The organism is Vibrio sp. 1557 (genome assembly GCF_033340175.1).
In the GTDB taxonomy this organism is placed as follows: Bacteria; Pseudomonadota; Gammaproteobacteria; order Enterobacterales; family Vibrionaceae; genus Vibrio; species Vibrio alginolyticus.
The window spans coordinates 1-22327 of record NZ_JAWOVZ010000038.1; the positions used below are offsets into that span (position 1 = coordinate 1).

A 22327-nucleotide genomic window follows, 5' to 3' on the forward strand; every position below is an offset into this window, starting at 1 on the left:
TTTAAAATACAAAACGCCCGATGAAGTACATCGAGCGTTTTAGTTAAAAAGTGTCAACCCATATCAGGACGGGTCAGTTTAACAATCGTCGTTTACGTTCGACTGTTTAGACGGTCCTGCAATTACGCTAGCAATTCTTTAGCTGTGTTCACTACGTTTTCAGTCGTGAAGCCAAACATCTCGAATAGCTGACCAGCAGGTGCTGATTCACCGAATGTTGTCATACCGATGATGCGACCGTCGAAGCCTACGTACTTGTACCAGAAATCCGCAATGCCCGCTTCAATAGCGATACGTGCCGTTACGTCTGATGGCAGTACAGATTCACGGTAAGCGGCGTCTTGTTTGTCGAATGCATCTGTTGATGGCATTGAAACAACGCGTACTTTCTTGCCTTCTGAAGTTAGTTGCTCAGCGGCTTTCACTGCAAGCTCAACCTCAGAACCTGTTGCGATAAGGATTAGCTCAGGCTTACCTTCGCTATCTTTCAGGATGTAAGCACCTTTCGCGATGTCTGCGACTTGTTCAGCAGTACGCTCTTGTTGCGCTAGGTTTTGACGAGAGAAGATAAGTGCAGTTGGTGCATCTTTACGTTCAATCGCTAGTTTCCATGCAACTGCAGACTCAACTTGGTCACATGGGCGCCATGTGCTCATGTTTGGAGTTACACGTAGAGACGCCATTTGCTCAACAGGTTGGTGAGTTGGGCCATCTTCGCCAAGACCGATCGAATCATGCGTGTAAACTTGGATGTTCTGAATTTTCATCAGCGCAGCCATACGCATTGCGTTACGAGCGTATTCCATGAACATTAGGAATGTTGCGCCGTAAGGAACGAAACCACCGTGCAATGCGATACCGTTGATGATAGCAGTCATACCGAATTCGCGTACACCGTAGTGGATGTAGTTGCCAGAGAAGTCCTCCGTTTCTAGAGACTTAGAACCAGACCACATGGTCAGGTTAGAAGGCGCTAGGTCAGCAGAACCACCCATAAACTCAGGAAGCATTTGACCAAACGCTTCTAGTGCATTTTGCGATGCTTTACGTGATGCAATGTTCGCTGGGTTTGCTTGAAGATCGGCAATGATTTGGTTCGCTTTTTCTTCCCACTGTGCAGGAAGTTCGCCGTTTAGACGACGTTTAAGCTCTGCCGCTTCAGCAGGGTAAGCTGCAGCGTATGCTTCGAATTTTTCATTCCAAGCTGCTTCTTTCGCGGCGCCCGCTTCTTTTGCATCCCACTCAGCGTAAACATCTGCCGGGATCTCAAATGGGCCGTACTCCCAACCTAGGTATTCGCGAGCCGCTTGGATTTCATCGTGACCTAGTGGTGCACCGTGACAGTCGTGCGAACCAGACTTGTTAGGAGAACCGAAACCGATAATTGTTTTGGTACAGATAAGCGTAGGACGTGGGTCCGCTTTTGCTGCTTCAATTGCTGCGTTGATCGCGTCTGAGTCGTGACCATCGACTGCTGGGATTACATGCCAGCCGTACGCTTCAAAACGCTTAGGTGTATCGTCAGAGAACCAGCCTTCAACGTGACCGTCGATAGAAATGCCGTTGTCATCCCAGAACGCGATCAGTTTGCCTAGACCTAACGTCCCAGCAAGAGAGCATGCTTCATGCGAGATGCCTTCCATTAGACAGCCGTCACCCATGAACACATACGTAAAGTGGTCAACGATATCGTGACCTTCTTTGTTGAACTGTGCCGCTAGTGCTTTCTCTGCGATCGCCATACCAACAGCGTTAGTTATGCCTTGACCTAGAGGACCCGTTGTTGTCTCGATACCAGGCGCGTAGCCGTACTCTGGGTGACCTGGGGTTTTTGAGTGCAATTGACGGAAGTTTTTCAGATCGTCAATAGATAGCTCGTAACCGCTTAAGTGCAGTAGAGAGTAAATAAGCATTGACCCATGACCGTTTGACAGCACAAAGCGATCGCGGTCGGCCCACTCTGGGTTTGAAGGGTTATGGTTTAGGTGAGAGCGCCAAAGAACTTCAGCGATATCAGCCATACCCATTGGTGCGCCTGGGTGGCCTGAGTTAGCTTGTTGAACACCATCCATGCTTAGAGCACGAATTGCATTGGCAAGATGTTTACGAGACGACATGTCTGCTCCTGAGTACATTAAGCGAAACGAAAAGTAGGTCATAATTCTCTCAAAGCCCTGTTGGGTGTGCAAACGTTTTCCAGTCCAAAACCTCACAAATATTGCACCTTTCGCGCCAAATCGTTCGAAGTTCTTAAAATTATCAATAAATCAGGCAAACGTTTGGTTATAACAAAAACCAAAAAAGAGCTTGTAATTCGAGCAATCAAATTTAGAATAGACGTCTAGATGTAGATACACCTACAAAAATTAGTATTAATTTGCGCTGGAGAGTTTATCATTCCCCAGTTTTAAACCAGATATAGTGGAGCTAACATGGCTAAGCACCTGTTTACTTCTGAGTCAGTATCAGAAGGTCATCCAGATAAAATTGCAGACCAGATTTCTGATGCGGTTCTTGACGCGATTCTAGAGCAAGATCCAAAGGCTCGTGTTGCATGTGAGACTTACGTTAAAACCGGTATGGTAATGGTGGGTGGTGAAATCACGACTTCAGCATGGGTAGACATCGAAGAGTTAACTCGTGAAACCGTTCGTGAAATCGGCTACGTACATTCAGATATGGGCTTTGACGCAGATTCTTGTGCGGTACTAAACACAATCGGTAAACAGTCGCCAGATATCAACCAAGGTGTTGATAAAGCTGACCCTAAAGAACAAGGTGCAGGCGACCAAGGCATCATGTTTGGTTACGCTTGTAACGAAACTGAAGTACTAATGCCAGCGCCAATTACTTACTCTCACCGTCTTGTTCAAAAGCAAGCAGAAGTTCGTAAAAACGGCACACTACCTTGGTTGCGTCCTGATGCAAAATCTCAGGTAACATTCCAATACGATCAAGGTAACATCGTTGGTATCGACGCGGTTGTTCTTTCAACTCAACACTGTGACTCAATCTCAACTTCAGACCTGCGTGAAGCGGTAATGGAAGAGATCATTAAGCCAGTGCTACCTTCTGAGTGGATCAACAAAGAAACAAACTTCTTCATTAACCCAACCGGTCGCTTCGTAATCGGTGGTCCTATGGGTGACTGTGGCCTAACTGGTCGTAAGATCATCGTAGATACCTACGGCGGCGCAGCTCGTCACGGTGGCGGTGCGTTTTCTGGTAAAGATCCATCAAAAGTTGACCGTAGTGCAGCATACGCAGCACGCTACGTAGCGAAAAACATCGTAGCGGCAGGCATGGCTGACCGTTGTGAGATCCAACTTTCTTACGCAATCGGTGTTGCTGATCCAACGTCTATCATGGTGGAAACGTTCGGTACTGAGAAAGTATCTCACGACATCATCATTGAAGCGGTTCGTCAATTCTTCGACCTACGTCCATACGGTCTACAAGAAATGCTTAACCTTCTTCAACCTATCTACAAGAAGACAGCGGCTTACGGTCACTTCGGTCGTGAAGAATTCCCGTGGGAAGCGACAGACAAAGCTGCACTTCTACGCGATTTCGCTGGCATCAAATAATCAAGCCAAGCAAGAATCAATCAAGCCCTCGCCTATGGCGGGGGCTTTTTATTTTCAGCAACTTTTATCCAGCCATTTCGGCTCATACCGCCCTGCCCCACAAAGCAGTCCTGTTTCTCCCTCATTTTTATACCGAATAAATTTTAAGCAATTATTTGTAAATTATCCCATCTCCGCCAATAGTTAAAATATTGTTAACTCCAATTTAAATAGAGACGTCGGATGCTGGCGACTGTGGAAGCAACACTTAAGTAAAGACATGAGTCAGGCATCTTTATGGCCGATACCAAACTAAGCCAATGATCAGATGTAAACTTGAAAAAGTCGCTTCAAGTTTGACTGAACAAAAACCGCTGTCAGTTGGTATAAGCGGATAATGTGGGAATAAATCAAGGAGGAGTTATGCCTCGAACTGTTAATCCATCGGACTTCCACAACAAACGAAAGGAAGTGCCAGACAACGAATACGCCAGAACCATACCGTGCAATACGGTCAATCTTTCTGCACCTTTTCATTGGCTCGCATTAGGTCTGCATGATTTCGTGCGAATGCCGCTTATTAGTGCTTTCTATGGCATCTGTTTTATGGCTGCTGCGATAGGCATTGTTTTGCTCGTACAGTGGCAAGGCACACACTTAGTCGTCATGCCCAGTTTGATTGTTTACATGTTAATCGGTCCGTTTCTCGCGCTGGGCTTGTATGATGCCAGTTGGGAGAGAGAGCGCGGACACAAAGCAAGCTTGTTCCATTCAATGAAAGCGATCGGTCGTAACTCAACATCTCAATGGGCGTTCGCCGTGTTACTCGCAGTGTGTATGATATTTTGGATGCGCATTGCCGCTCTACTTCATGCACTCTACCCTTCTGTTCAAGGGGCACCTTTAAGTGAGTTCCTACCCTTCCTTGTCATCGGCTCTTTAGTTGGCTTTGTTTTGGCTTGTGTGGTGTTTAGCATTTCAGCCTTTTCTATTCCTCTCATGATGGAGCGTCGTGTAGACATGATGACCGCTGTATTTACCAGCTTTAATGCAGTGAAATCCAACATTCCAGCAATGATTGTTTGGGCAGCGATCATCTGTGGCGGTATTCTTGTCGGCTTTGCGACCTACGGGATCGGAATGTTGTTTACCATGCCAATTCTAGGCTACGGTACATGGCACGCTTACCATGCCACCATCAAGAAAAAACACACACCATAATTAACTGATGCTATGATCTGGCCCTCGCAAATGCGGGGGCTTTTTTATTTAATTTATCGAGGTGAATTGTGGATATAGAACTCAGCTATAAAGCCAAGCAAGTGATGGCGGGCTGTATCGCGATGGCGGAACAAGCTTTCAAACGTTCTTTCCCGATTCCAACAATCACCTTCGACGTCCGTGGGAAAGCGGCAGGAAAAGCCTACCTTCAATTAAATCAAGTACGCCTAAACCCTGTTTTATTTCGCGAAAACACCCAAGCATTCTTAGATGAAGTCATTCCTCATGAAGTAGCACACCTGATTACTTATCAGGTTTACGGGCGAGTAAGGCCTCACGGTAAAGAATGGAAAGGCGTCATGGAAGCCGTATTTAACGTACCAGCCAAAACCACTCACAGCTTTGAAGTAAAATCCGTTCAAGGTAAAACCTTTGAGTATCGTTGTGGTTGTATGACCTACCCTCTATCGATTCGCCGTCATAATAAAGTGCTGCGCAAAGAGGCGACGTACTCTTGTCAAAAATGCCGCCAACCACTTAACTTCACCGGCATTCAATTATCGTAGCCCTTACCTCATAGTGTTACCTGCGTTCCCAAAACAAAGATCGAGTTGATCAAAACCTTCCCTTCCCCACTTATTGTTAACTTACTCATCACTAAAGCTATTTTATGCGTGTTATCATGAATAAAGCCATACTTTATAAAGACTTTTATCATGAAATATTTATTCTCTCTGTTGCTTATCGCGCTTTCTAGCACTGCGATTGCCGCGCCACCGAGCTCATTCTCTGCAGCCAAACGTGAGGCGGTCAAAATTTATCAAGACCACCCAACAAGCTTCTACTGTGGCTGTAACATTCAATGGCAAGGCAAGAAAGGCTCACCCGATTTAGCCTCTTGCGGTTACCAAGTCCGTAAACAAGAAAAACGGGCTGCACGAATCGAATGGGAGCATGTGGTTCCTGCGTGGCAATTTGGCCACCAGCGTCAATGCTGGCAAGATGGCGGACGTAAAAACTGTAAGAAAAAAGACAAAACTTTTCGTTTGATGGAAGCAGACTTGCACAACCTAACTCCTGCTATTGGTGAAGTAAACGGTGACCGTTCGAACTACAACTTCAGCCAATGGAACGGTATGGATGGCGTGAGTTATGGTCGCTGTGAGATGCAAGTGAACTTTAAGCAGCGTAAAGTCATGCCACCAGACCGTGCGCGTGGCTCAATTGCTCGTACCTATCTATACATGAGCAAAGAGTACGGTTTCAAACTGTCGAAGCAGCAAACGCAATTAATGAGTGCTTGGAACAAAACCTATCCTGTCGATAAATGGGAATGTGAGCGTGACGAGCGCATTGCAAAAGTACAGGGCAATCACAACCCATTTGTTCAAGAAGCCTGCCGCGCACTGTAACCTCCGACCTCGAAGCGTTCCAATTACTGATATTGAAACGCTTCTTGCCCCTTGTTTTTTCGGTGCAAAGCATCCATGTTAGGGTTTAAGTTTATTCTCTTGCTGGAAATCTCATGCGTACCCCTCGAATTTATCATCCAGAAACCATTCATCAACTTGGCTCACTTGCTTTAAGTGACGACGCAGCAGGCCATATCGGTCGTGTTTTGCGCATGAAAGAAGGCCAAGACGTTCTCCTTTTTGACGGCAGTGGCGCAGAGTTCCCAGCGGTTATCAGTGAAGTCAGCAAGAAATCAGTTTTGGTTAACATCACCGAGCGCGTAGAAAACAGTATTGAATCCCCTTTAGATCTGCACCTTGGTCAAGTCATTTCACGTGGCGATAAGATGGAGTTCACCATCCAAAAGTCTGTTGAACTTGGCGTCAATACCATCACTCCTCTGATTTCTGAACGTTGTGGCGTCAAGCTTGATCAAAAGCGTTTTGAGAAAAAACTCGCGCAATGGCAGAAAATCGCCATCAGTGCCTGTGAGCAATGTGGGCGTAATGTCGTGCCCGAAATTCGTCCAATTATGAGCTTGGAAGAGTGGTATAAAGAAGAGTACGATGGTTTAAAGCTTAACCTTCACCCTCGTGCTAAATACTCAATCAACACTTTGCCAACCCCGGTTGAAAAAGTGCGCCTACTGATCGGTCCTGAAGGCGGTTTATCGTCTGAAGAAATCGAGATGACTCGAGAATACCAATTTGAAGAAACGCTACTCGGCCCTCGCGTTCTGCGTACCGAAACAGCGGCTCTGACAGCAATTACAGCCTTACAAGTTCGTTTCGGCGATCTTGGTTAAACGGAGAAAAATAATGATCAAACTCGGTATCGTAATGGACCCAATCTCGTCCATTAACATCAAAAAAGACTCTAGCTTTGCCATGATGCTTGAAGCGCAACGACGCGGCTATGAAATCCACTACATGGAAATGAATGATCTGCATCTCGATCAAGGCGTTGCCATTGCAGATACTAAAGTGGTAGAACTAAAAGAAGATCCAAACGGTTGGTACGAGTTCAAATCAGAGCAAACTATCGAACTGTCTGAGCTAGACGCGGTGCTAATGCGTAAAGATCCTCCGTTTGATACTGAATACATCTACGCGACTTACATCCTTGAGCGTGCAGAAGAACAAGGTGCACTGATCGTTAACAAGCCTCAAAGCTTACGTGATTGTAACGAAAAGCTGTTTACAGCATGGTTCCCAGAGCTGACACCTACAACGATCGTGACGCGAAAAGCAGAAAAAATTAAAGAATTTCGTGAAAAACATGGTGATGTCATCCTGAAACCGCTTGATGGTATGGGTGGCGCGTCCATCTTCCGTGTGAAAGAAAACGATCCAAACGTCTCTGTGATCATCGAGACATTGACTAACCACGGTCAAAACTACGCAATGGCGCAAACCTTCGTGCCAGACATCAGCAACGGTGACAAACGTATCTTAGTGGTAGATGGCGAACCTATGCCTTACTGTCTAGCACGCATTCCTGCTAAAGGCGAAACGCGCGGCAACCTAGCCGCTGGTGGTACTGGTGAAGCTCGTCCGCTAAGCGAAACCGACCTCAAAATTGCGCAAACCGTTGCTCCGACACTGAAAGAAAAAGGCCTTATCTTTGTTGGCCTTGACGTAATTGGCGACAAACTAACAGAAATCAACGTCACCAGCCCAACCTGTATTCGCGAAATTGAAGCTGCTTTTGATATCTCAATCACAGGCAAGCTGATGGATGCGATTGAGCGTCGAGTAAAAGGCGAATAACTCAAACTGTATTACAGTTAATAGAGAGCGTAGTACATTAACTTAAGCAAACTCATGCACATACCTAGATGGTAAACTGTATGATGTTTGCTTAAGGGCATTTACGAGAGTTAAGGGTCAGTATGAGTATGAATCTCACAAATCACTTTTTGGTTGCCATGCCTGGGATGAAAGATCCGTACTTTCAAAACAGCGTGATCTACGTTTGTGAGCACAACGAAGACGGCGCTATGGGGCTGATGATCAATGCTCCTGTTGATATCACCGTCGGCAACATGCTCAAGCAGGTGGAAGTTCAGCCAGTACACCCGCGCCTGTTTGAAGCCAGTCTAGATAGACCAGTCTACAATGGCGGCCCAATCTCGGAAGATCGTGGTTTTATTTTGCATAAACCCAAAGATTACTACGAGTCCAGCGTCCAAATGACCGATGACCTCGCGGTAACCACTTCGCGTGATATTCTGTCGGTGTTAGGAACAGAAGCAGAACCAAGTGATTACTTAGTGGCACTTGGCTACTCCGGTTGGAGTGCAGGCCAATTAGAAAGTGAGCTGGTCGAAAACTCTTGGCTCACCATTGAAGCGACGCCTGAAATTATCTTTAATACACCAATCAACGAGCGTTGGAAGAAAGCGGTCGAAAAGCTGGGTATCGACCCAAGTCACCTTTCAGCAGACTCTGGACATGCTTAGTCCAAATATACAGTTACATTAGATAGAGACACCTTATGTCACGCACAATTATGGCTTTTGACTTTGGAACCAAAAGCATTGGTAGCGCTATTGGCCAAGAAATTACTGGTACAGCTTCCCCATTAAAAGCCTTTAAAGCCAATGACGGTATTCCAAACTGGGACGATATCGAAAAGCAAATCAAAGAGTGGCAACCAGATTTGCTAGTGGTCGGTTTACCGACCGATCTGCATGGTAAAGACCTTGAGACCATAACCCCTCGTGCACGAAAATTTGCTAAGCGTCTGCAAGGCCGATACGGATTGCCTGTTGAACTGCATGATGAGCGTTTATCTACTGCAGAAGCTCGTGCGGAGTTGTTCAGCATGGGCGGCTACAAAGCCCTATCGAAAGGTAATGTTGACTGCCAGTCGGCAGTGGTGATTCTAGAAAGCTGGTTTGAAGCCCTTTGGGGTGAGTAAACACTTCAAGCACAATGAAAAAAGGTTGGCTCCTGCCAACCTTTTTTGTTTCTGGATTGGATTAATCCATATCGATCTTAACGTTCGCCAAACTGCCCGTAGAGAATGCTTCACCACGCTGCGTTTTCAACATCAAGCGCAGATCATTTGCCGAGTCGGCACTATGTAGTGCATCCTCTTCGCTGATCTTACCTTGCATCACTAACTTATAGAGAGATTGATCGAACGTCAGCATACCAAACTCATTTGAGCGAGCCATGGTTGACTTCAACTCATGTAAATCTCCGCGACGAATCAAATCCGACACACGTGGGCTATTTAGCAAGATCTCAAATACACCATGACGTCCCTGCCCATTTTTATCTCGGATCAACTGCTGACCAACCACGCCTTTTAGGTTCATCGACAAATCGAACAAGAATTGTTCTTTTTGATCTTTCGGTACCAAGTGAAGAATGCGCTCTAAAGCTTGGTTGGCATTATTGGCGTGCAACGTTGCCATACACAGGTGACCCGTTTCGGCGAAGGTCATCGCGTATTCCATTGTTTCACGGCTACGGATCTCACCAATCAAAATCATATCTGGTGCTTGGCGCAGCGAGTTTTTAAGCGCAACTTCATAGCTTTCCGTATCTAACCCAACTTCACGTTGAGTCACGATACAGCGCTTGTGTTCATGCACGAACTCGATCGGATCTTCGACCGTCAAAATGTGCCCGGTTTTATTGCTGTTTCGATAACCTGTCATCGCCGCCATAGTGGTCGATTTACCCGAACCAGTAGCACCGACCACCAGCACCAAACCACGCTTAGCTATCGCCAAATCTTGCAACACTAACGGTAACTTTAACTGCTCAAAAGTAGGAATATTAGTTTCAATACGACGAATCACTGCGCCTGGTAACTCGCGTTGAAAAAAGGCACTCACACGGAAGCGACCACAATCTCTCACAATGGCAAAATTCGACTCGCGACTTTTACGAAATTCCTGACGCCGATCTGGTTCCATAGCGCTGTCGAGTAATGCAGCCACATCGCTCTCGGTAAGTTTTTCCCCTTGCGGACGCAATTCGCCATCCACACGAAATAGAATTGGCGCTCCAACCGTGATGTAAAGATCCGACGCTTTCAGCGCCAGCATGCCTTCGAGAAATTTATCTAGATCCATCTTCCGTATTCACCATTATCTGTATGAACGTTACGAGAATTGCTGCACTTCTAATCCGATCTTACTATCGACCTCTTCACGAGCAACCATGCCTTGCGCCATTAACTGACGAGCATTTTGCTCCATGGTTTGCATGCCGTGAGCCGCACCTGTTTGAATGATCGAATACATCTGCGCGACTTTGTCTTCGCGGATCAAGTTACGAATCGCAGGCGTTGCCATCATAATTTCATGGCATGCAATACGGCCACCACCATTACGCTTCAGAAGCTTTTGCGCGATAACCGAACGAAGAGACTCAGATAGCATCGAGCGAACCATATCTTTATCACTACCAGGAAACACATCGATAATACGGTCAATGGTTTTTGCCGCCGAGCTGGTGTGCAACGTCCCGAAAACTAAGTGACCCGTTTCTGCCGCCGTTAAGGCAAGGCTGATGGTTTCTTTGTCACGCATCTCACCAACCAGAATAACGTCTGGGTCTTCGCGCAATGCACTACGCAAAGCATTTTGGAAACTATGGGTGTCACGGTGAACTTCACGCTGGTTGATCAAACATTTATTGTTGTTGTGAACAAATTCAATCGGATCTTCAATTGTGAGTACGTGCTTGTTGTGATTACGGTTAATGTAGTCAACAATGGCTGCTAAGGTCGTCGATTTACCTGAACCTGTTGGGCCAGTGACCAGAACTAAGCCTTTTTCAGCGTTCGCAATTTTTTTGAAGATCTCTGGCGCTTCTAGCTCTTCCAGAGTTGGAATGCTACTTGGAATGGTACGGAATACTGCCGCACAACCGCGAGATTGGTTGAAAGCGTTGACACGGAAACGGCCAACGTTATGCAACTCAAAAGAGAAATCGACTTCGAGTTTTTCTTCGAACTCACTGCGTTGGGCATCGTTCATTATTTCGAAAACCAAACGATGCACTTCTTGGTGTGTAAACGCTGGAATGCCTAGTTTTCTCACATCCCCATCAATACGAACCATTGGTGGGACACCTGCAGAAAGATGTAGATCCGAGGCATTATGTTTTACACTAAAATCCAGTAACTCAGTGATATCCATTTAAAATCCTTAAGTCTAAAGTACAGCTATGAGTAGTATTCAACAAAATATTGAACATATCACCTCTCAAATTCGATATGACGAGCAAAAATGTGGTCGAACTCCAGAGTCAGTGCAACTTCTAGCGGTAAGCAAAACTAAACCTGTCGAGGCAATTCTCGAAGCCTACCAAGCGGGACAAACCGCCTTTGGTGAAAACTACGTTCAAGAGGGCGTCAGTAAAGTTCAGCACTTTGCCGAGCATTATCCAGATAATCGAATCGAATGGCACTTCATTGGTCCGATTCAATCCAATAAATCGCGACTTGTTGCTGAACATTTCGATTGGGTTCACACCATCGATCGAACCAAGATTGCTCAACGCCTGAATGATCAGCGGCCAAGCGAACTTAAACCGCTACAAGTTCTGATTCAGGTTAACACCAGTGGTGAGGCATCTAAGTCTGGTGTCACTGAAGCGGAAGTATTCGAGCTGGCGGAGTTGATTTCTCGCCTACCCAACCTCACTTTAAGAGGGTTGATGTCGATTCCTGCCAACGTGTCTGACTACGAATCACAACTCCGTGAATTTCAGAAGTTGGCTACGTTGAAGCAAACACTCGAAGCACAGTTCCCAGAAATCGATACATTATCAATGGGAATGAGTGGTGATATGACCGCTGCAATCGAAGCTGGTAGTACAATGGTTCGTATTGGAACCGCTATTTTCGGCGCACGAGACTACAGCTAAATCAACAAAACGCTCACTCGCGACATAAGTTATGTCGTCAATCGTTAGAGCGTAAATGCGCAATCATCTTACTCGCCAATAGGAGCAGTAAGTAACAGCGGCGCCATTATACACCTGGGCGCACAACAAATTCTAAATATCATGATGGAAATCAGACAAATGGAACATAAAAAAATCGCCTTCATTGGTGCTGGCAACATGGTGAGAGCCATTGTTTCAGGCTTGGTTGCTAACGGATACCCAGCGCAAAACATTACCGCGACAGCTCCTTCAGAGGCTCGCCGCCTTCTGCTAGAACAAGATTTTGGCATCCGTACCACCAGCGATAACATCCAAGCTGCGACCGAGGCGGATGTGGTGGTATTGTCTGTAAAACCGCAAATGATGGCGGATGTCTGTAAACCACTGCAATCGATCGATTTCACTAATAAACTGGTGATTTCTATTGCCGCAGGCATCAACTGTTCACGATTGGATGATATGCTAGCCACCAAATTGAACTTGGTTCGTGTTATGCCAAATACGCCATCACAACTTGGGTTGGGTATGAGTGGGTTGTTCGCACCAACTCATGTAACCGAGCACGACAAAGCTTTTGCCGCAGAGTTAATGGAAGCGGTCGGTAAAGTATGTTGGGTTGAGCAAGAGTCTGGCATCAATAATGTGATTGCCGCAGCGGGCAGTGCTCCAGCATACTTCTTCCTGTTTATGGAAGCGATGCAAGCAGAAGCGATTGCGCAAGGCTTTGATAAAGAGACCGCTCGACTATTGGTTCAGCAAGCGGCACTGGGCGCGGCCAGTATGGTGGTTAGCAACCCAGAAACTGAGCTATCGACCCTGCGTGAGAACGTAACTTCGAAAGGTGGGACAACGGCAGAAGCACTGCGTACATTCAACGAACATCAACTTTCAGATATTGTCGCTAAAGCCATGCAAGCTGCTGTGGCTCGCGCGGAAGAAATGGAAAAACTGTTTTAATTATTTGGATGAACTCCGTTTAGTATCATCCATCACTTGTTAAGGGTACCTTATGAATTCAATGAGTTTTCTCATCTCAACCCTATTTGACCTGTACATCATGGTCGTAATTTTGCGAATTTGGTTGCAAGCTGCGCGCGCAGACTTCTACAACCCATTCTCGCAATTTATAGTAAAAGCGACTCAGCCGGTCATTGGTCCATTGCGCCGCGTTATCCCTTCCGTGGGGAATATTGACCTAGCAACCGTGTTGTTTGCCTACGTGTTGTGTGTGCTTAAATTTGTCGTGCTTATCCTAATAGCTTCGAACGGTTCCGTCTCTTTCAGCGCTGACTTCTTATTCTTGGGCTTATTATCATTAATCAAAGCCGCAGGTGGCCTATTGTTCTGGGTACTATTGATCCGTGCAATTTTGAGCTGGGTAAGCCAAGGCCGCAGCCCTATCGAGTACGTATTCCATCAACTGACCGAGCCAATGTGCGCTCCAATCCGTCGTATTCTTCCGGCTATTGGTGGTCTTGATTTAAGCGTACTGGTGTTATTTATCGGCTTGCAGTTCGCGAACTTCTTAATGGGCGATATCATTGGTCCAATTTGGTTCCAGCTATAATGTCAGCTGCAGTTTGGCAAGATGGTGAGGACATCATCCTGAAGCTCTATATTCAACCTAAAGCTAGCCGCGATAAAATCGTTGGCTTGCATGGTGAAGAGCTAAAAATCGCCATTACTGCTCCACCTGTCGATGGCAAAGCTAATGCACACCTAACTAAGTTCTTAGCCAAGCAGTTTAAAATCGCTAAGGGTTTGGTTCACATAGAAAAAGGTGAATTAGGACGGCACAAACAAATTCGGATAGAATCGCCTACCCAGATACCGACAGAAATTAAAGCCATCATATGATGGCTTTTTATTTACGATTTTGTACCACACTTACTAATACCAACGACTGAGTACGCATTTTTTACCCCCTGACCAAGGTAAAATTGCAGCTATGGTTGTTTTATAACAAGTGCTTTGAGGAAGTAACAATGAGCAAATGGATTACCGCATTACTGATTAGCCTGTTGTCGTTACCAAGCTTCGCCGATCAGTTTAAAAATATGAAAGATATCGAAGTACACTATGTCGCGTTTAACTCAACATTCCTAACACCCAAAGTCGCACGTAGCTACGATATCAAACGTAATGGATACCTCGCTGTGGTTAATATTAGCGTGTTAGATAGAGCTTCATTGGGTAAACCAGCATTAGAAGCAAAAATTGCTGGACGCGCGAAGAACCTTATCGGCCAAACTCAGACCTTGACCTTTCGTGAAGTCAAAGAAGGCAATGCGATATACTATTTAGCCGAACTACCAATTACCCACGAAGAAACTTTTACTTTCGATATTGACGTAAAAGCTGGAAACAAAGGCTCAGGTAAGCTTAAATTCACCCAGAAGTTTTATGTTGAAGAGTAATTGGGTTGTGATGTTCCAAAAGCTTTTGGATCTAAGCAGGCTAAAAACCACTTATTAGTTAAAGAATATCTAGAGGAGAACGATTTGTTCTCCTCTATCACTATTAAAAGAGATTCCCATGAAAAAAATTGTGCTAGCAACTGGTAACCAAGGCAAAGTTCGTGAAATGGCAGATTTATTGTCTGACTTCGGCTTTGAAGTATTAGCGCAAAGTGAATTCAATGTATCGGAAGTAGCTGAAACGGGTACAACTTTCATTGAAAACGCAATCATTAAAGCTCGCCATGCCGCACAAGAAACAGGGCTTCCTGCCATTGCAGACGACTCTGGATTAGAAGTCGATTTCTTAAAAGGCGCTCCGGGCATTTACTCTGCACGTTACGCAGGCGAGAGCGCATCTGATCAAGAGAATCTAGAAAAATTGCTAGCGGCAATGGAAGGCGTACCAGAAGCAGAGCGTACAGCACGTTTCCACTGCGTATTAGTCCTCATGCGTCACGAGAACGACCCAACGCCTATCGTCTGTCACGGTAAATGGGAAGGCCGAATTCTAACTGAAGCACACGGTGAAAATGGCTTTGGCTACGACCCTATCTTCTTTGTTCCTGAAGACAACTGTGCGTCAGCCGAACTTGAACCTGCACGTAAGAAACAACTGTCTCACCGCGGTAAAGCGCTCAAGTCGTTGTTTGCTCAACTGTCTGAGCAAGTGTCTCAGTAATCACGAGCGAATTAGACCATGTTAACGCCCCCAGCACTCAGCTTGTATGTACACATCCCTTGGTGTGTGCAAAAGTGCCCGTATTGCGACTTTAACTCTCACGCGCTCAAAACCGAGATTCCAGAAGAAGAGTACATCAGTGCCCTTTTAGAAGATTTGGATACCGACATTGAGAAATACCGACTTAACGAAGCGCCACGTCCACTGCATTCAATCTTCATTGGTGGTGGTACGCCGAGTTTGATTTCGGCAGAAGGCATCGAGCGTCTACTTAAGGGCATTGAAGCGCGTATTCCGTTCAAGCCTGAAATCGAAATCACCATGGAAGCGAATCCAGGCACCATCGAAGCAGAGCGTTTTGTTGGCTACCGCAAAGCTGGTGTAACGCGTATCTCTATCGGCGTACAAAGCTTTGAGCAGCAGAAGCTTGAGCGTTTGGGGCGCATTCACGGCCAAGACGAAGCCGTCAATGCTGCTAAGCTGGCGCACCAAATCGGTTTGAACAGCTTTAACCTCGATCTCATGCACGGCTTACCTGATCAAAGCATCGAACAAGCCTTGGCAGATTTGGACAAAGCGATTGAGTTGGCACCGCCGCACTTGTCTTGGTATCAGCTGACCATCGAACCAAACACCATGTTCTACTACAAGCCACCAACGCTACCTGACGATGATGACTTGTGGGATATTTTCGAGCTCGGACACCAAAAACTTGCAGCCGCGGGTTATGTGCAATATGAAATCTCCGGTTACAGTAAGCCGGGCTATCAGTGTCAGCACAACCTCAACTACTGGCGCTTTGGTGATTACCTTGGTATCGGTTGTGGCTCTCATGGCAAACTCAGTTTTACCGACGGACGTATTATTCGAACGACAAAGGTAAAACACCCGCGAGGCTATTTAGCGGCTTATCAAAATATGGTCAAACCTTATCTGCATACGGAACATGTCGTCGCGGATGAAGATCGTCCATTCGAGTTCTTTATGAACCGATTCCGCTTAATTGAAGCCTGTCCGAAGCAAGATTACGTGGACACCACGGGCTTACCGCTTAGTACGATTCAAGAAACCATCAACTGGGCGATAGAAATGAGCTACCTGAGTGAAACGCCTACCCACTGGCAAATTACTGAAAAAGGGAAGCTCTTCCTTAATGATTTGCTCGAAGCCTTTATGGCCGAAGAAAGCGAAGAGTAACGCAACCCAAAAACAAAAAAAGCCTCTCAATTGAGAGGCTTTTTATTTAGAAACTGTGCCGTCCTAAATAAGGTTGACACATTTCTAACATTAGAAAATTGAACGGCCAATTCGCTCTGAGAGCAGCTCAAGCGCCTTAGTACCCGCAAGCGAGTTACCTGAAGGATCAAGCTCTGGAGACCATACTGAAATGGTCATTTCACCAGGTACTACCGCGATAATGCCACCACCAACACCAGACTTACCAGGCATACCAACGCGATAAGCAAACTCGCCCGCGCCATCATACAAGCCACACGTTGCTAACAGTGCATTAAGTTGTTTGGTTTGCACAGGAGAAACTACAGGCTTACCCGTTTGTACCGATGTGCCCTTGTTTGCTAAATAGCTAAACGTTTTAGCCAAATCGACGCAACTCATCTTCAGCGCACAAGCGTGGAAGTAGTTTTGTAGTACTGGAATCACTTCATTTTCGAAGTTGCCAAACGAACGCATGAGATATGCAATCGCCGCATTACGATCACCATGCATCATTTCGGATGCCGCAACGACTTTGTCATACACAATATGGGTATCACCAGAAAGCTGACGCACAAATTCCAACAGGCGCTGACGAGGTGCAGATAAGCGAGTTTGTAACAAATCTGCCACTACTATCGCTCCAGCATTTATAAATGGATTACGAGGAATACCTTGCTCCATTTCTAGCTGGATTAGCGAATTAAATGCCTGCCCCGAAGGCTCTTTTCCCACTCGAGACCAAATTTCTTCTTGCTTGTACAAGCACATCGCTAACGTCAAGCTCAATGCTTTTGAAATAGATTGGATAGAGAAAGGTTCATCGGCATCACCCGCCTTAATAACCTCACCTTCGTTGGTGTATACCGCAATACCTAACTTGTTGCTGGGTACTTTTGCCAGAGCAGGAATGTAATCAGCCACTTTACCTTGGCCGATTAAAGGGCGTACTTCCGCCAAAATATCTGTCAAAATTTCCACTGTCGGTTTCATTCTCTACCTTCTATTTACAAGAGAACTCGTTGAGCTCAGAGGTAAAAAAAGCCAACGTGTCGTTGGCTTTTCCATAGGGTTCGTTCGACTCAAGTCGATTATGGTTTTACTGCCACAATAATATTGCGGTTGATAGATTGATCAACACGGTGAAGATAACCGATGTAAGGCTCTTCTGAAAGTACCTTCCAACCTTGCTCTTCAAATAATGCCGCGACATCTTTCCATTTCAATGTGAATTCATTGAAAGACAACACCACTGAACCTTGCTTTTTCAATACCACTTTCCATGCAGGCAGAGCCTCTTTTAAAAGCTCTAGTGGACTACGGTTCAGTTTGCTGTCCTTGGCATTTTTGCTGCCGTGCTGCACGCCATAAGGCAGATCAGACACCATCACATCAACTGAGTTCTTTTTCACGACTTGATCAGCGATACGAGTATCAGCCGAATACAGCTTCATAAACTGAAGATTGCCTTGGTTGTAATCTTCTTTATTTGCTGCAGCTTCAACCACGAAACCATCCGCCACTTTCTTGCCACCCGCAGTGCGCTTTTCTTTGCTCACTTTGTGCTTAAAGCGGCCATTCTTCATGAACTTAACAATAAAGGTCTGGATCTCTTGCACCCACTTGGCGTTGATCTCAACCCCTACCACGTTCAAACCGTGGATCAAGCCTTCAAATAAGGTTGTACCTTTACCACACATTGGATCCATTAAGGTCAGTTGTTCACTTCCCGTATTGGACGCACTAATGCCGATATTCACCATCAAACGGGTAAACTGCTCATTTGTTTTCCCGGTGTAGCGCAAAATCTGGCTCATGCTTTCCGGGAAAGTGTTAAATACGGGCGCTTGAACTGGTCGAAGTAAACCATCTTCGCGCACTTCAAATAGCGCATAGTAAATCGAAGAGGCTGCGATTCTTTGCGCCTGCTCATCGGTTAGCGCTTCCTGACAAGAAAACACCAACGCAGCAGGTAAGCCAACGTCTTTACTACCAATTTCTGTCACATCCACGCCTTGTGAAGCTAAAATTGCTTTTAGTTCAGAACAGGCAATGGTCATTGCGCTATCAAAGTAAATTCGGTTATGACCCGGATTCGCTAATATCGCGTAATGGTACATCCCATGAACTCCTCTGGTTACGCAATACGCTTATATTTGATATCCCAAACACCGTGACCAAGACGGTGACCACGAGCTTCAAACTTCGTTAGCGGGCGATCGTCTGGACGAGGAACGAAATCACCATCTTTAGCAATGTTTTCGAAACCTGGCGCTTGGTTCATCACTTCAATCATGTGCTCTGCGTAGTTTTCCCAGTCGGTCGCCATGTGGAAAATACCTTCATTAGGGATAAGCTTCTCACGCACCATTTCCGCAAAACCTAATTGAACAATACGACGCTTGTGGTGACGCTTCTTATGCCAAGGGTCTGGGAAGAACAATTGCAGTGTCGATAAGCTGCCATTTGGGATCATGTGTTCGAATACTTCTACCGCATCGTGACACATTACACGCAGGTTAGTAATTCCCGCTTCGCGAGCATCGGCAAGACAAGCACCAACGCCTGGGCTATGAACTTCGATACCGATGAAGTTTTTCTCTGGCGCGTTCTTTGCCATTTCAACCAATGAAGCACCCATACCAAAACCGATCTCAAGCACTACTGGGTTATCGTTGCCAAACACCTCTTTCCAATCGAGAAGTTCAGCTTTGAAGTCAATACCCATCGTAGGCCAGCATTCATTCATCGCGCTCTCTTGACCTTTAGTCAAACGCCCTTCACGGCGTACAAAGCTGCGGATTTTGCGGATCAGCTTTCCGTCTTCGTTGTATTCGTTAGTGGTTACTTCACTCATTGATTTTGCCTGCACATTGATTAATCAAAGCGGGGATTATCCAAAGAATTTACTTAGGTGCAAGTATTTGTTGAGCTCTTGGTCTATGGCAACCCAAAAGCAACGAAACACCTCTTTATATCCCTACTGTTTATCCGTTGTACTTCTTGCCCATTATGTGGTGCAATTTTGCACCTAACCAATAATAGAATACAGAGCAAGTCGTGACACCTTTCGCCAGTGCCATCCTAGAATGGTATGACGCATATGGAAGAAAAGATCTTCCGTGGCAACAAAATAAGACCGCATACAGTGTCTGGTTGTCTGAAATTATGCTTCAGCAAACTCAGGTCACTACGGTTATTCCGTATTACCAACGTTTCTTGGAGCGCTTTCCAACCGTAATCGATCTTGCCAATGCTGAGCAAGATGAAGTCCTACACCTTTGGACTGGCTTAGGGTATTACGCCCGAGCCCGTAACCTTCACAAAGCAGCACAAGAGGTCGCCTCTACATACAATGGTGAGTTTCCTCTTGATATAGAGAAAATGAACGCCCTACCGGGGATTGGTCGCTCTACTGCTGCCGCCATTTTATCGTCTGTGTATAAACAACCACACGCGATTCTTGATGGTAACGTGAAGCGCACCCTATCCCGCTGTTTCGCAGTTGCAGGATGGCCAGGACAAAAAAAGGTTGAAAACCAGCTGTGGGAAATTGCCGAAACGCATACCCCACAAACGGATGTAGATAAGTATAACCAGGCAATGATGGACATGGGCGCAATGGTCTGCACTCGCAGCAAACCCAAATGTAGCCTCTGCCCTGTTGCTGACCTGTGTGTGGCAAAACAACAAGGTAATGTGCTCGACTACCCGGGCAAAAAACCGAAGAAAGATAAACCAATCAAGCAAACTCGTTTCGTGATGCTTCACCACAACACCGAAAATGGTCATGAGGTGTGGTTGGAGCAAAGACCACAAACAGGCATTTGGGGTGGCTTATTCTGCTTCCCACAAACCGAACATGTGGATGCAGAAAGCGACATTGAATTGCTACTGGATCAACGCGGCATTCAAGCCAGCAATATCAAACAGAAGCAAACACTGATTACCTTTCGTCATACATTCAGCCATTACCACCTAGATATCACGCCAATTTTGATTGATTTATCAAAGCAACCGGACGTGATAATGGAAGGCAACAAAGGTCTTTGGTATAACTTATCTAAACCTGAAGAAGTCGGTTTAGCCGCGCCAGTAAAACTATTGCTGGAAACGCTACCCCACGAACTTCGTTAATTGAATACAAGGAGTCATTATGAGCCGCACTGTATTTTGTGCTCGACTAAAGAAAGAAGGCGAAGGTCTAGACTTTCAACTTTACCCTGGTGAACTAGGTAAACGCATTTTCGACAACATCTCGAAAGAAGCGTGGGCTCAGTGGCAACACAAACAAACCATGTTGATCAACGAGAAGAAACTCAACATGATGGATCCAGAACACCGCAAACTGATCGAAACAGAAATGGTAAATTTCCTCTTTGAAGGAAAAGACGTTCATATCGAAGGTTACACACCTCCGAGCGAATAAAGTCGCTTGAGTTAAACAATGACATCACAACCATTTGTGGTGTCATTTTTCTATTACCTTCAATAACTCTGATACTTATGAAAAAAATTGTCTTTATTGCTTCCGCACTTTTAATGGCAGGCTGTAGCCGTGAATTCGTCGAAAAGATTTATGACGTCAACTACGAGCCAACAAACCGTTTTGCCAATAACTTAGCTGAGCTACCAGGACAATTTGAAAAAGATACTGCGGCGCTAGATGCCTTAATCAATAGCTTTTCAGGCAATATTCAAAAGCGCTGGGGTAAAAAAGAAATCAAGTACGCTGGCAAGAGTAATTACGTTAAGTACATCGATAACTACCTTAGCCGCGCCGAGGTCGACTTTCGCAAAGGCGTGATCACGATAGAGACCGTATCACCGACCGAGCCCCAAAAACACCTAAAAGACGCGATTGTCACCACCTTATTAACACCAGACGATCCCGCTCACGTCGACTTATTCTCCTCTAAAGGTATCACGTTAGAGGGGCAACCATTCCTGTATAAACAAGTTGTCGACCAAGACAATAAGCCAATTCAATGGTCTTGGCGGGCAAACCGATTTGCGGAATACCTCATCGCAAATAAAATAAAAACCAAAAATGTAGATTTCAAGAAAGCGTATTATGTCGAAATTCCCATGGTTGAAGACCACTTTTCAACACGCAGCTACCAATACGCCGATATCGTGCGTCGAGCTTCCAAGAAATACGACATTCCAGAAGACTTGATATACGCCATTATTAAAACCGAGAGCAGTTTCAACCCATACGCGGTAAGTTGGGCAAATGCATATGGCCTAATGCAAGTTGTACCTAAAACAGCGGGACGAGATGTGTTCAAACTCGTGAAAAAGCGCTCGGGCCAACCAAGCCCTGAATATTTGTTTAATCCAGAAAACAACATAGATACCGGTACTGCGTATTTCTATATCTTAAAAAATCGTTATTTAAGAGAAGTCCGCCACCCTACCTCTCTCGAGTACAGCATGATTTCAGCTTACAATGGCGGTACTCGAGGAGTTTTAAACACATTTCATCGCAGTGATCGCAAACGCGCAATGCAAGATCTTAATTCATTGCAACCCAACCAAGTTTATTGGGCGTTAACCAAGAAACACCCGAACGCAGAAGCGCGTCGCTACCTAGAAAAAGTTACAAATTTCAAAAAGGAATTTAACTCAAAGCAAACTTTGTAGTGACAGTTGAATAAAAAGCGTTCGAACAACCACTTTTTTGAAATTATTTAAAAAAAGTGGTTGACGCAACGCGGGAAAATCCGTTTAATAGCGCTCCGTTGCCCGGATAGCTCAGTCGGTAGAGCAGAGGATTGAAAATCCTCGTGTCGGTGGTTCGATTCCGCCTCCGGGCACCAC

General features: G+C 45.6%; 24 protein-coding genes and 1 tRNA gene. 19 read left to right on the plus strand and 6 right to left on the minus strand.

Going from position 1 to position 22327, the window contains the following annotated elements:
- Positions 1-122: 122 nt before the first annotated feature.
- On the minus strand, positions 123-2117 hold the full coding sequence (gene tkt, locus R7070_RS23195) for a transketolase (protein WP_005381028.1): 1995 nt from the start codon (positions 2115-2117) through the stop codon (positions 123-125).
- 315 nt (positions 2118-2432) lie between these two features.
- On the opposite strand from tkt, the gene metK reads away from it, so the two are divergent.
- From metK to ruvX, 8 genes are all read left to right on the plus strand, one after another.
- Positions 2433-3587, plus strand: a complete 1155-nt coding sequence (gene metK, locus R7070_RS23200) for a methionine adenosyltransferase (RefSeq protein WP_005381027.1) — start codon at positions 2433-2435, stop codon at positions 3585-3587.
- 402 nt (positions 3588-3989) lie between these two features.
- Positions 3990-4787, plus strand: a complete 798-nt coding sequence (locus R7070_RS23205; protein ID WP_213915265.1) for a DUF2189 domain-containing protein — start codon at positions 3990-3992, stop codon at positions 4785-4787.
- Positions 4788-4855: 68 nt separating this feature from the next.
- Complete coding sequence (locus tag R7070_RS23210) at positions 4856-5353, plus strand: SprT family zinc-dependent metalloprotease (RefSeq protein WP_005381025.1); 498 nt, start codon at positions 4856-4858, stop codon at positions 5351-5353.
- A 150-nt stretch (positions 5354-5503) separates the two neighbouring features.
- Positions 5504-6199 (plus strand): deoxyribonuclease I, encoded by a 696-nt coding sequence (gene endA, locus R7070_RS23215; protein ID WP_017635582.1) that lies wholly within the window; start codon positions 5504-5506, stop codon positions 6197-6199.
- A 113-nt stretch (positions 6200-6312) separates the two neighbouring features.
- Positions 6313-7044, plus strand: coding sequence for a 16S rRNA (uracil(1498)-N(3))-methyltransferase (gene rsmE / locus R7070_RS23220; RefSeq protein WP_318141307.1), 732 nt, complete (start codon positions 6313-6315; stop codon positions 7042-7044).
- Positions 7045-7057: 13 nt separating this feature from the next.
- Complete coding sequence (gene gshB, locus R7070_RS23225) at positions 7058-8008, plus strand: glutathione synthase (protein WP_005381021.1); 951 nt, start codon at positions 7058-7060, stop codon at positions 8006-8008.
- 128 nt (positions 8009-8136) lie between these two features.
- Positions 8137-8700 (plus strand): YqgE/AlgH family protein, encoded by a 564-nt coding sequence (locus R7070_RS23230; protein ID WP_005381020.1) that lies wholly within the window; start codon positions 8137-8139, stop codon positions 8698-8700.
- A gap of 35 nt (positions 8701-8735) precedes the next feature.
- Positions 8736-9161 carry a Holliday junction resolvase RuvX gene (ruvX, locus tag R7070_RS23235; protein WP_005381017.1) on the plus strand — a complete coding sequence of 142 codons (426 nt, stop codon included), beginning with the start codon at positions 8736-8738 and terminating at the stop codon, positions 9159-9161.
- 61 nt (positions 9162-9222) lie between these two features.
- Here the strand turns inward: ruvX and R7070_RS23240 are convergent, their stop codons facing one another.
- On the minus strand, positions 9223-10329 hold the full coding sequence (locus R7070_RS23240; RefSeq protein WP_005381016.1) for a PilT/PilU family type 4a pilus ATPase: 1107 nt from the start codon (positions 10327-10329) through the stop codon (positions 9223-9225).
- 30 nt (positions 10330-10359) lie between these two features.
- Complete coding sequence (locus R7070_RS23245) at positions 10360-11400, minus strand: type IV pilus twitching motility protein PilT (protein WP_005381015.1); 1041 nt, start codon at positions 11398-11400, stop codon at positions 10360-10362.
- A 28-nt stretch (positions 11401-11428) separates the two neighbouring features.
- On the opposite strand from R7070_RS23245, the gene R7070_RS23250 reads away from it, so the two are divergent.
- From R7070_RS23250 to hemW, 7 genes are all read left to right on the plus strand, one after another.
- The gene (locus R7070_RS23250; protein WP_005384521.1) at positions 11429-12130 is read left to right on the plus strand and encodes a YggS family pyridoxal phosphate-dependent enzyme; all 702 of its coding nucleotides are present in this window, start codon (positions 11429-11431) and stop codon (positions 12128-12130) included.
- Positions 12131-12289: 159 nt separating this feature from the next.
- On the plus strand, positions 12290-13108 hold the full coding sequence (proC, locus tag R7070_RS23255; protein WP_005381013.1) for a pyrroline-5-carboxylate reductase: 819 nt from the start codon (positions 12290-12292) through the stop codon (positions 13106-13108).
- Between the two features lie 52 nt (positions 13109-13160).
- Positions 13161-13718, plus strand: a complete 558-nt coding sequence (locus R7070_RS23260; RefSeq protein ID WP_005381012.1) for a YggT family protein — start codon at positions 13161-13163, stop codon at positions 13716-13718.
- Positions 13718-14008: a DUF167 family protein YggU gene (yggU, locus tag R7070_RS23265; protein WP_005381011.1), complete on the plus strand. Its 291-nt coding sequence runs from the start codon at positions 13718-13720 to the stop codon at positions 14006-14008. Before R7070_RS23260 ends, yggU begins: the two co-directional genes overlap by 1 nt.
- A gap of 128 nt (positions 14009-14136) precedes the next feature.
- Positions 14137-14568 (plus strand): DUF4426 domain-containing protein, encoded by a 432-nt coding sequence (locus R7070_RS23270; RefSeq protein WP_005381010.1) that lies wholly within the window; start codon positions 14137-14139, stop codon positions 14566-14568.
- Positions 14569-14686: 118 nt separating this feature from the next.
- Positions 14687-15289, plus strand: coding sequence for an XTP/dITP diphosphatase (locus tag R7070_RS23275; RefSeq protein WP_005381009.1), 603 nt, complete (start codon positions 14687-14689; stop codon positions 15287-15289).
- 18 nt (positions 15290-15307) lie between these two features.
- A complete protein-coding gene (gene hemW, locus R7070_RS23280; protein ID WP_256900737.1) occupies positions 15308-16486 on the plus strand; it encodes a radical SAM family heme chaperone HemW in 1179 nt (392 codons plus the stop codon).
- 90 nt (positions 16487-16576) lie between these two features.
- Here the strand turns inward: hemW and glsB are convergent, their stop codons facing one another.
- From glsB to trmB, 3 genes are all read right to left on the minus strand, one after another.
- Positions 16577-17497, minus strand: a complete 921-nt coding sequence (glsB, locus tag R7070_RS23285; RefSeq protein WP_005381007.1) for a glutaminase B — start codon at positions 17495-17497, stop codon at positions 16577-16579.
- 98 nt (positions 17498-17595) lie between these two features.
- Complete coding sequence (locus R7070_RS23290; RefSeq protein ID WP_318141308.1) at positions 17596-18624, minus strand: DNA methylase; 1029 nt, start codon at positions 18622-18624, stop codon at positions 17596-17598.
- A gap of 17 nt (positions 18625-18641) precedes the next feature.
- Positions 18642-19361 (minus strand): tRNA (guanosine(46)-N7)-methyltransferase TrmB, encoded by a 720-nt coding sequence (trmB, locus tag R7070_RS23295; RefSeq protein ID WP_005384506.1) that lies wholly within the window; start codon positions 19359-19361, stop codon positions 18642-18644.
- A 203-nt stretch (positions 19362-19564) separates the two neighbouring features.
- On the opposite strand from trmB, the gene mutY reads away from it, so the two are divergent.
- The 4 genes from mutY to R7070_RS23315 all read left to right on the plus strand — a co-directional run bounded on the left by mutY (position 19565) and on the right by R7070_RS23315 (position 22326).
- Positions 19565-20641, plus strand: a complete 1077-nt coding sequence (mutY, locus tag R7070_RS23300) for an A/G-specific adenine glycosylase (protein WP_017635575.1) — start codon at positions 19565-19567, stop codon at positions 20639-20641.
- A gap of 19 nt (positions 20642-20660) precedes the next feature.
- Positions 20661-20933 carry an oxidative damage protection protein gene (locus R7070_RS23305; protein WP_005381002.1) on the plus strand — a complete coding sequence of 91 codons (273 nt, stop codon included), beginning with the start codon at positions 20661-20663 and terminating at the stop codon, positions 20931-20933.
- A 77-nt stretch (positions 20934-21010) separates the two neighbouring features.
- Positions 21011-22150, plus strand: coding sequence for a membrane-bound lytic murein transglycosylase MltC (mltC, locus tag R7070_RS23310; protein WP_256900738.1), 1140 nt, complete (start codon positions 21011-21013; stop codon positions 22148-22150).
- Positions 22151-22250: 100 nt separating this feature from the next.
- Positions 22251-22326 (plus strand) — tRNA-Phe (locus tag R7070_RS23315).
- The last annotated feature ends 1 nt before the right edge of the window (position 22327 follow it).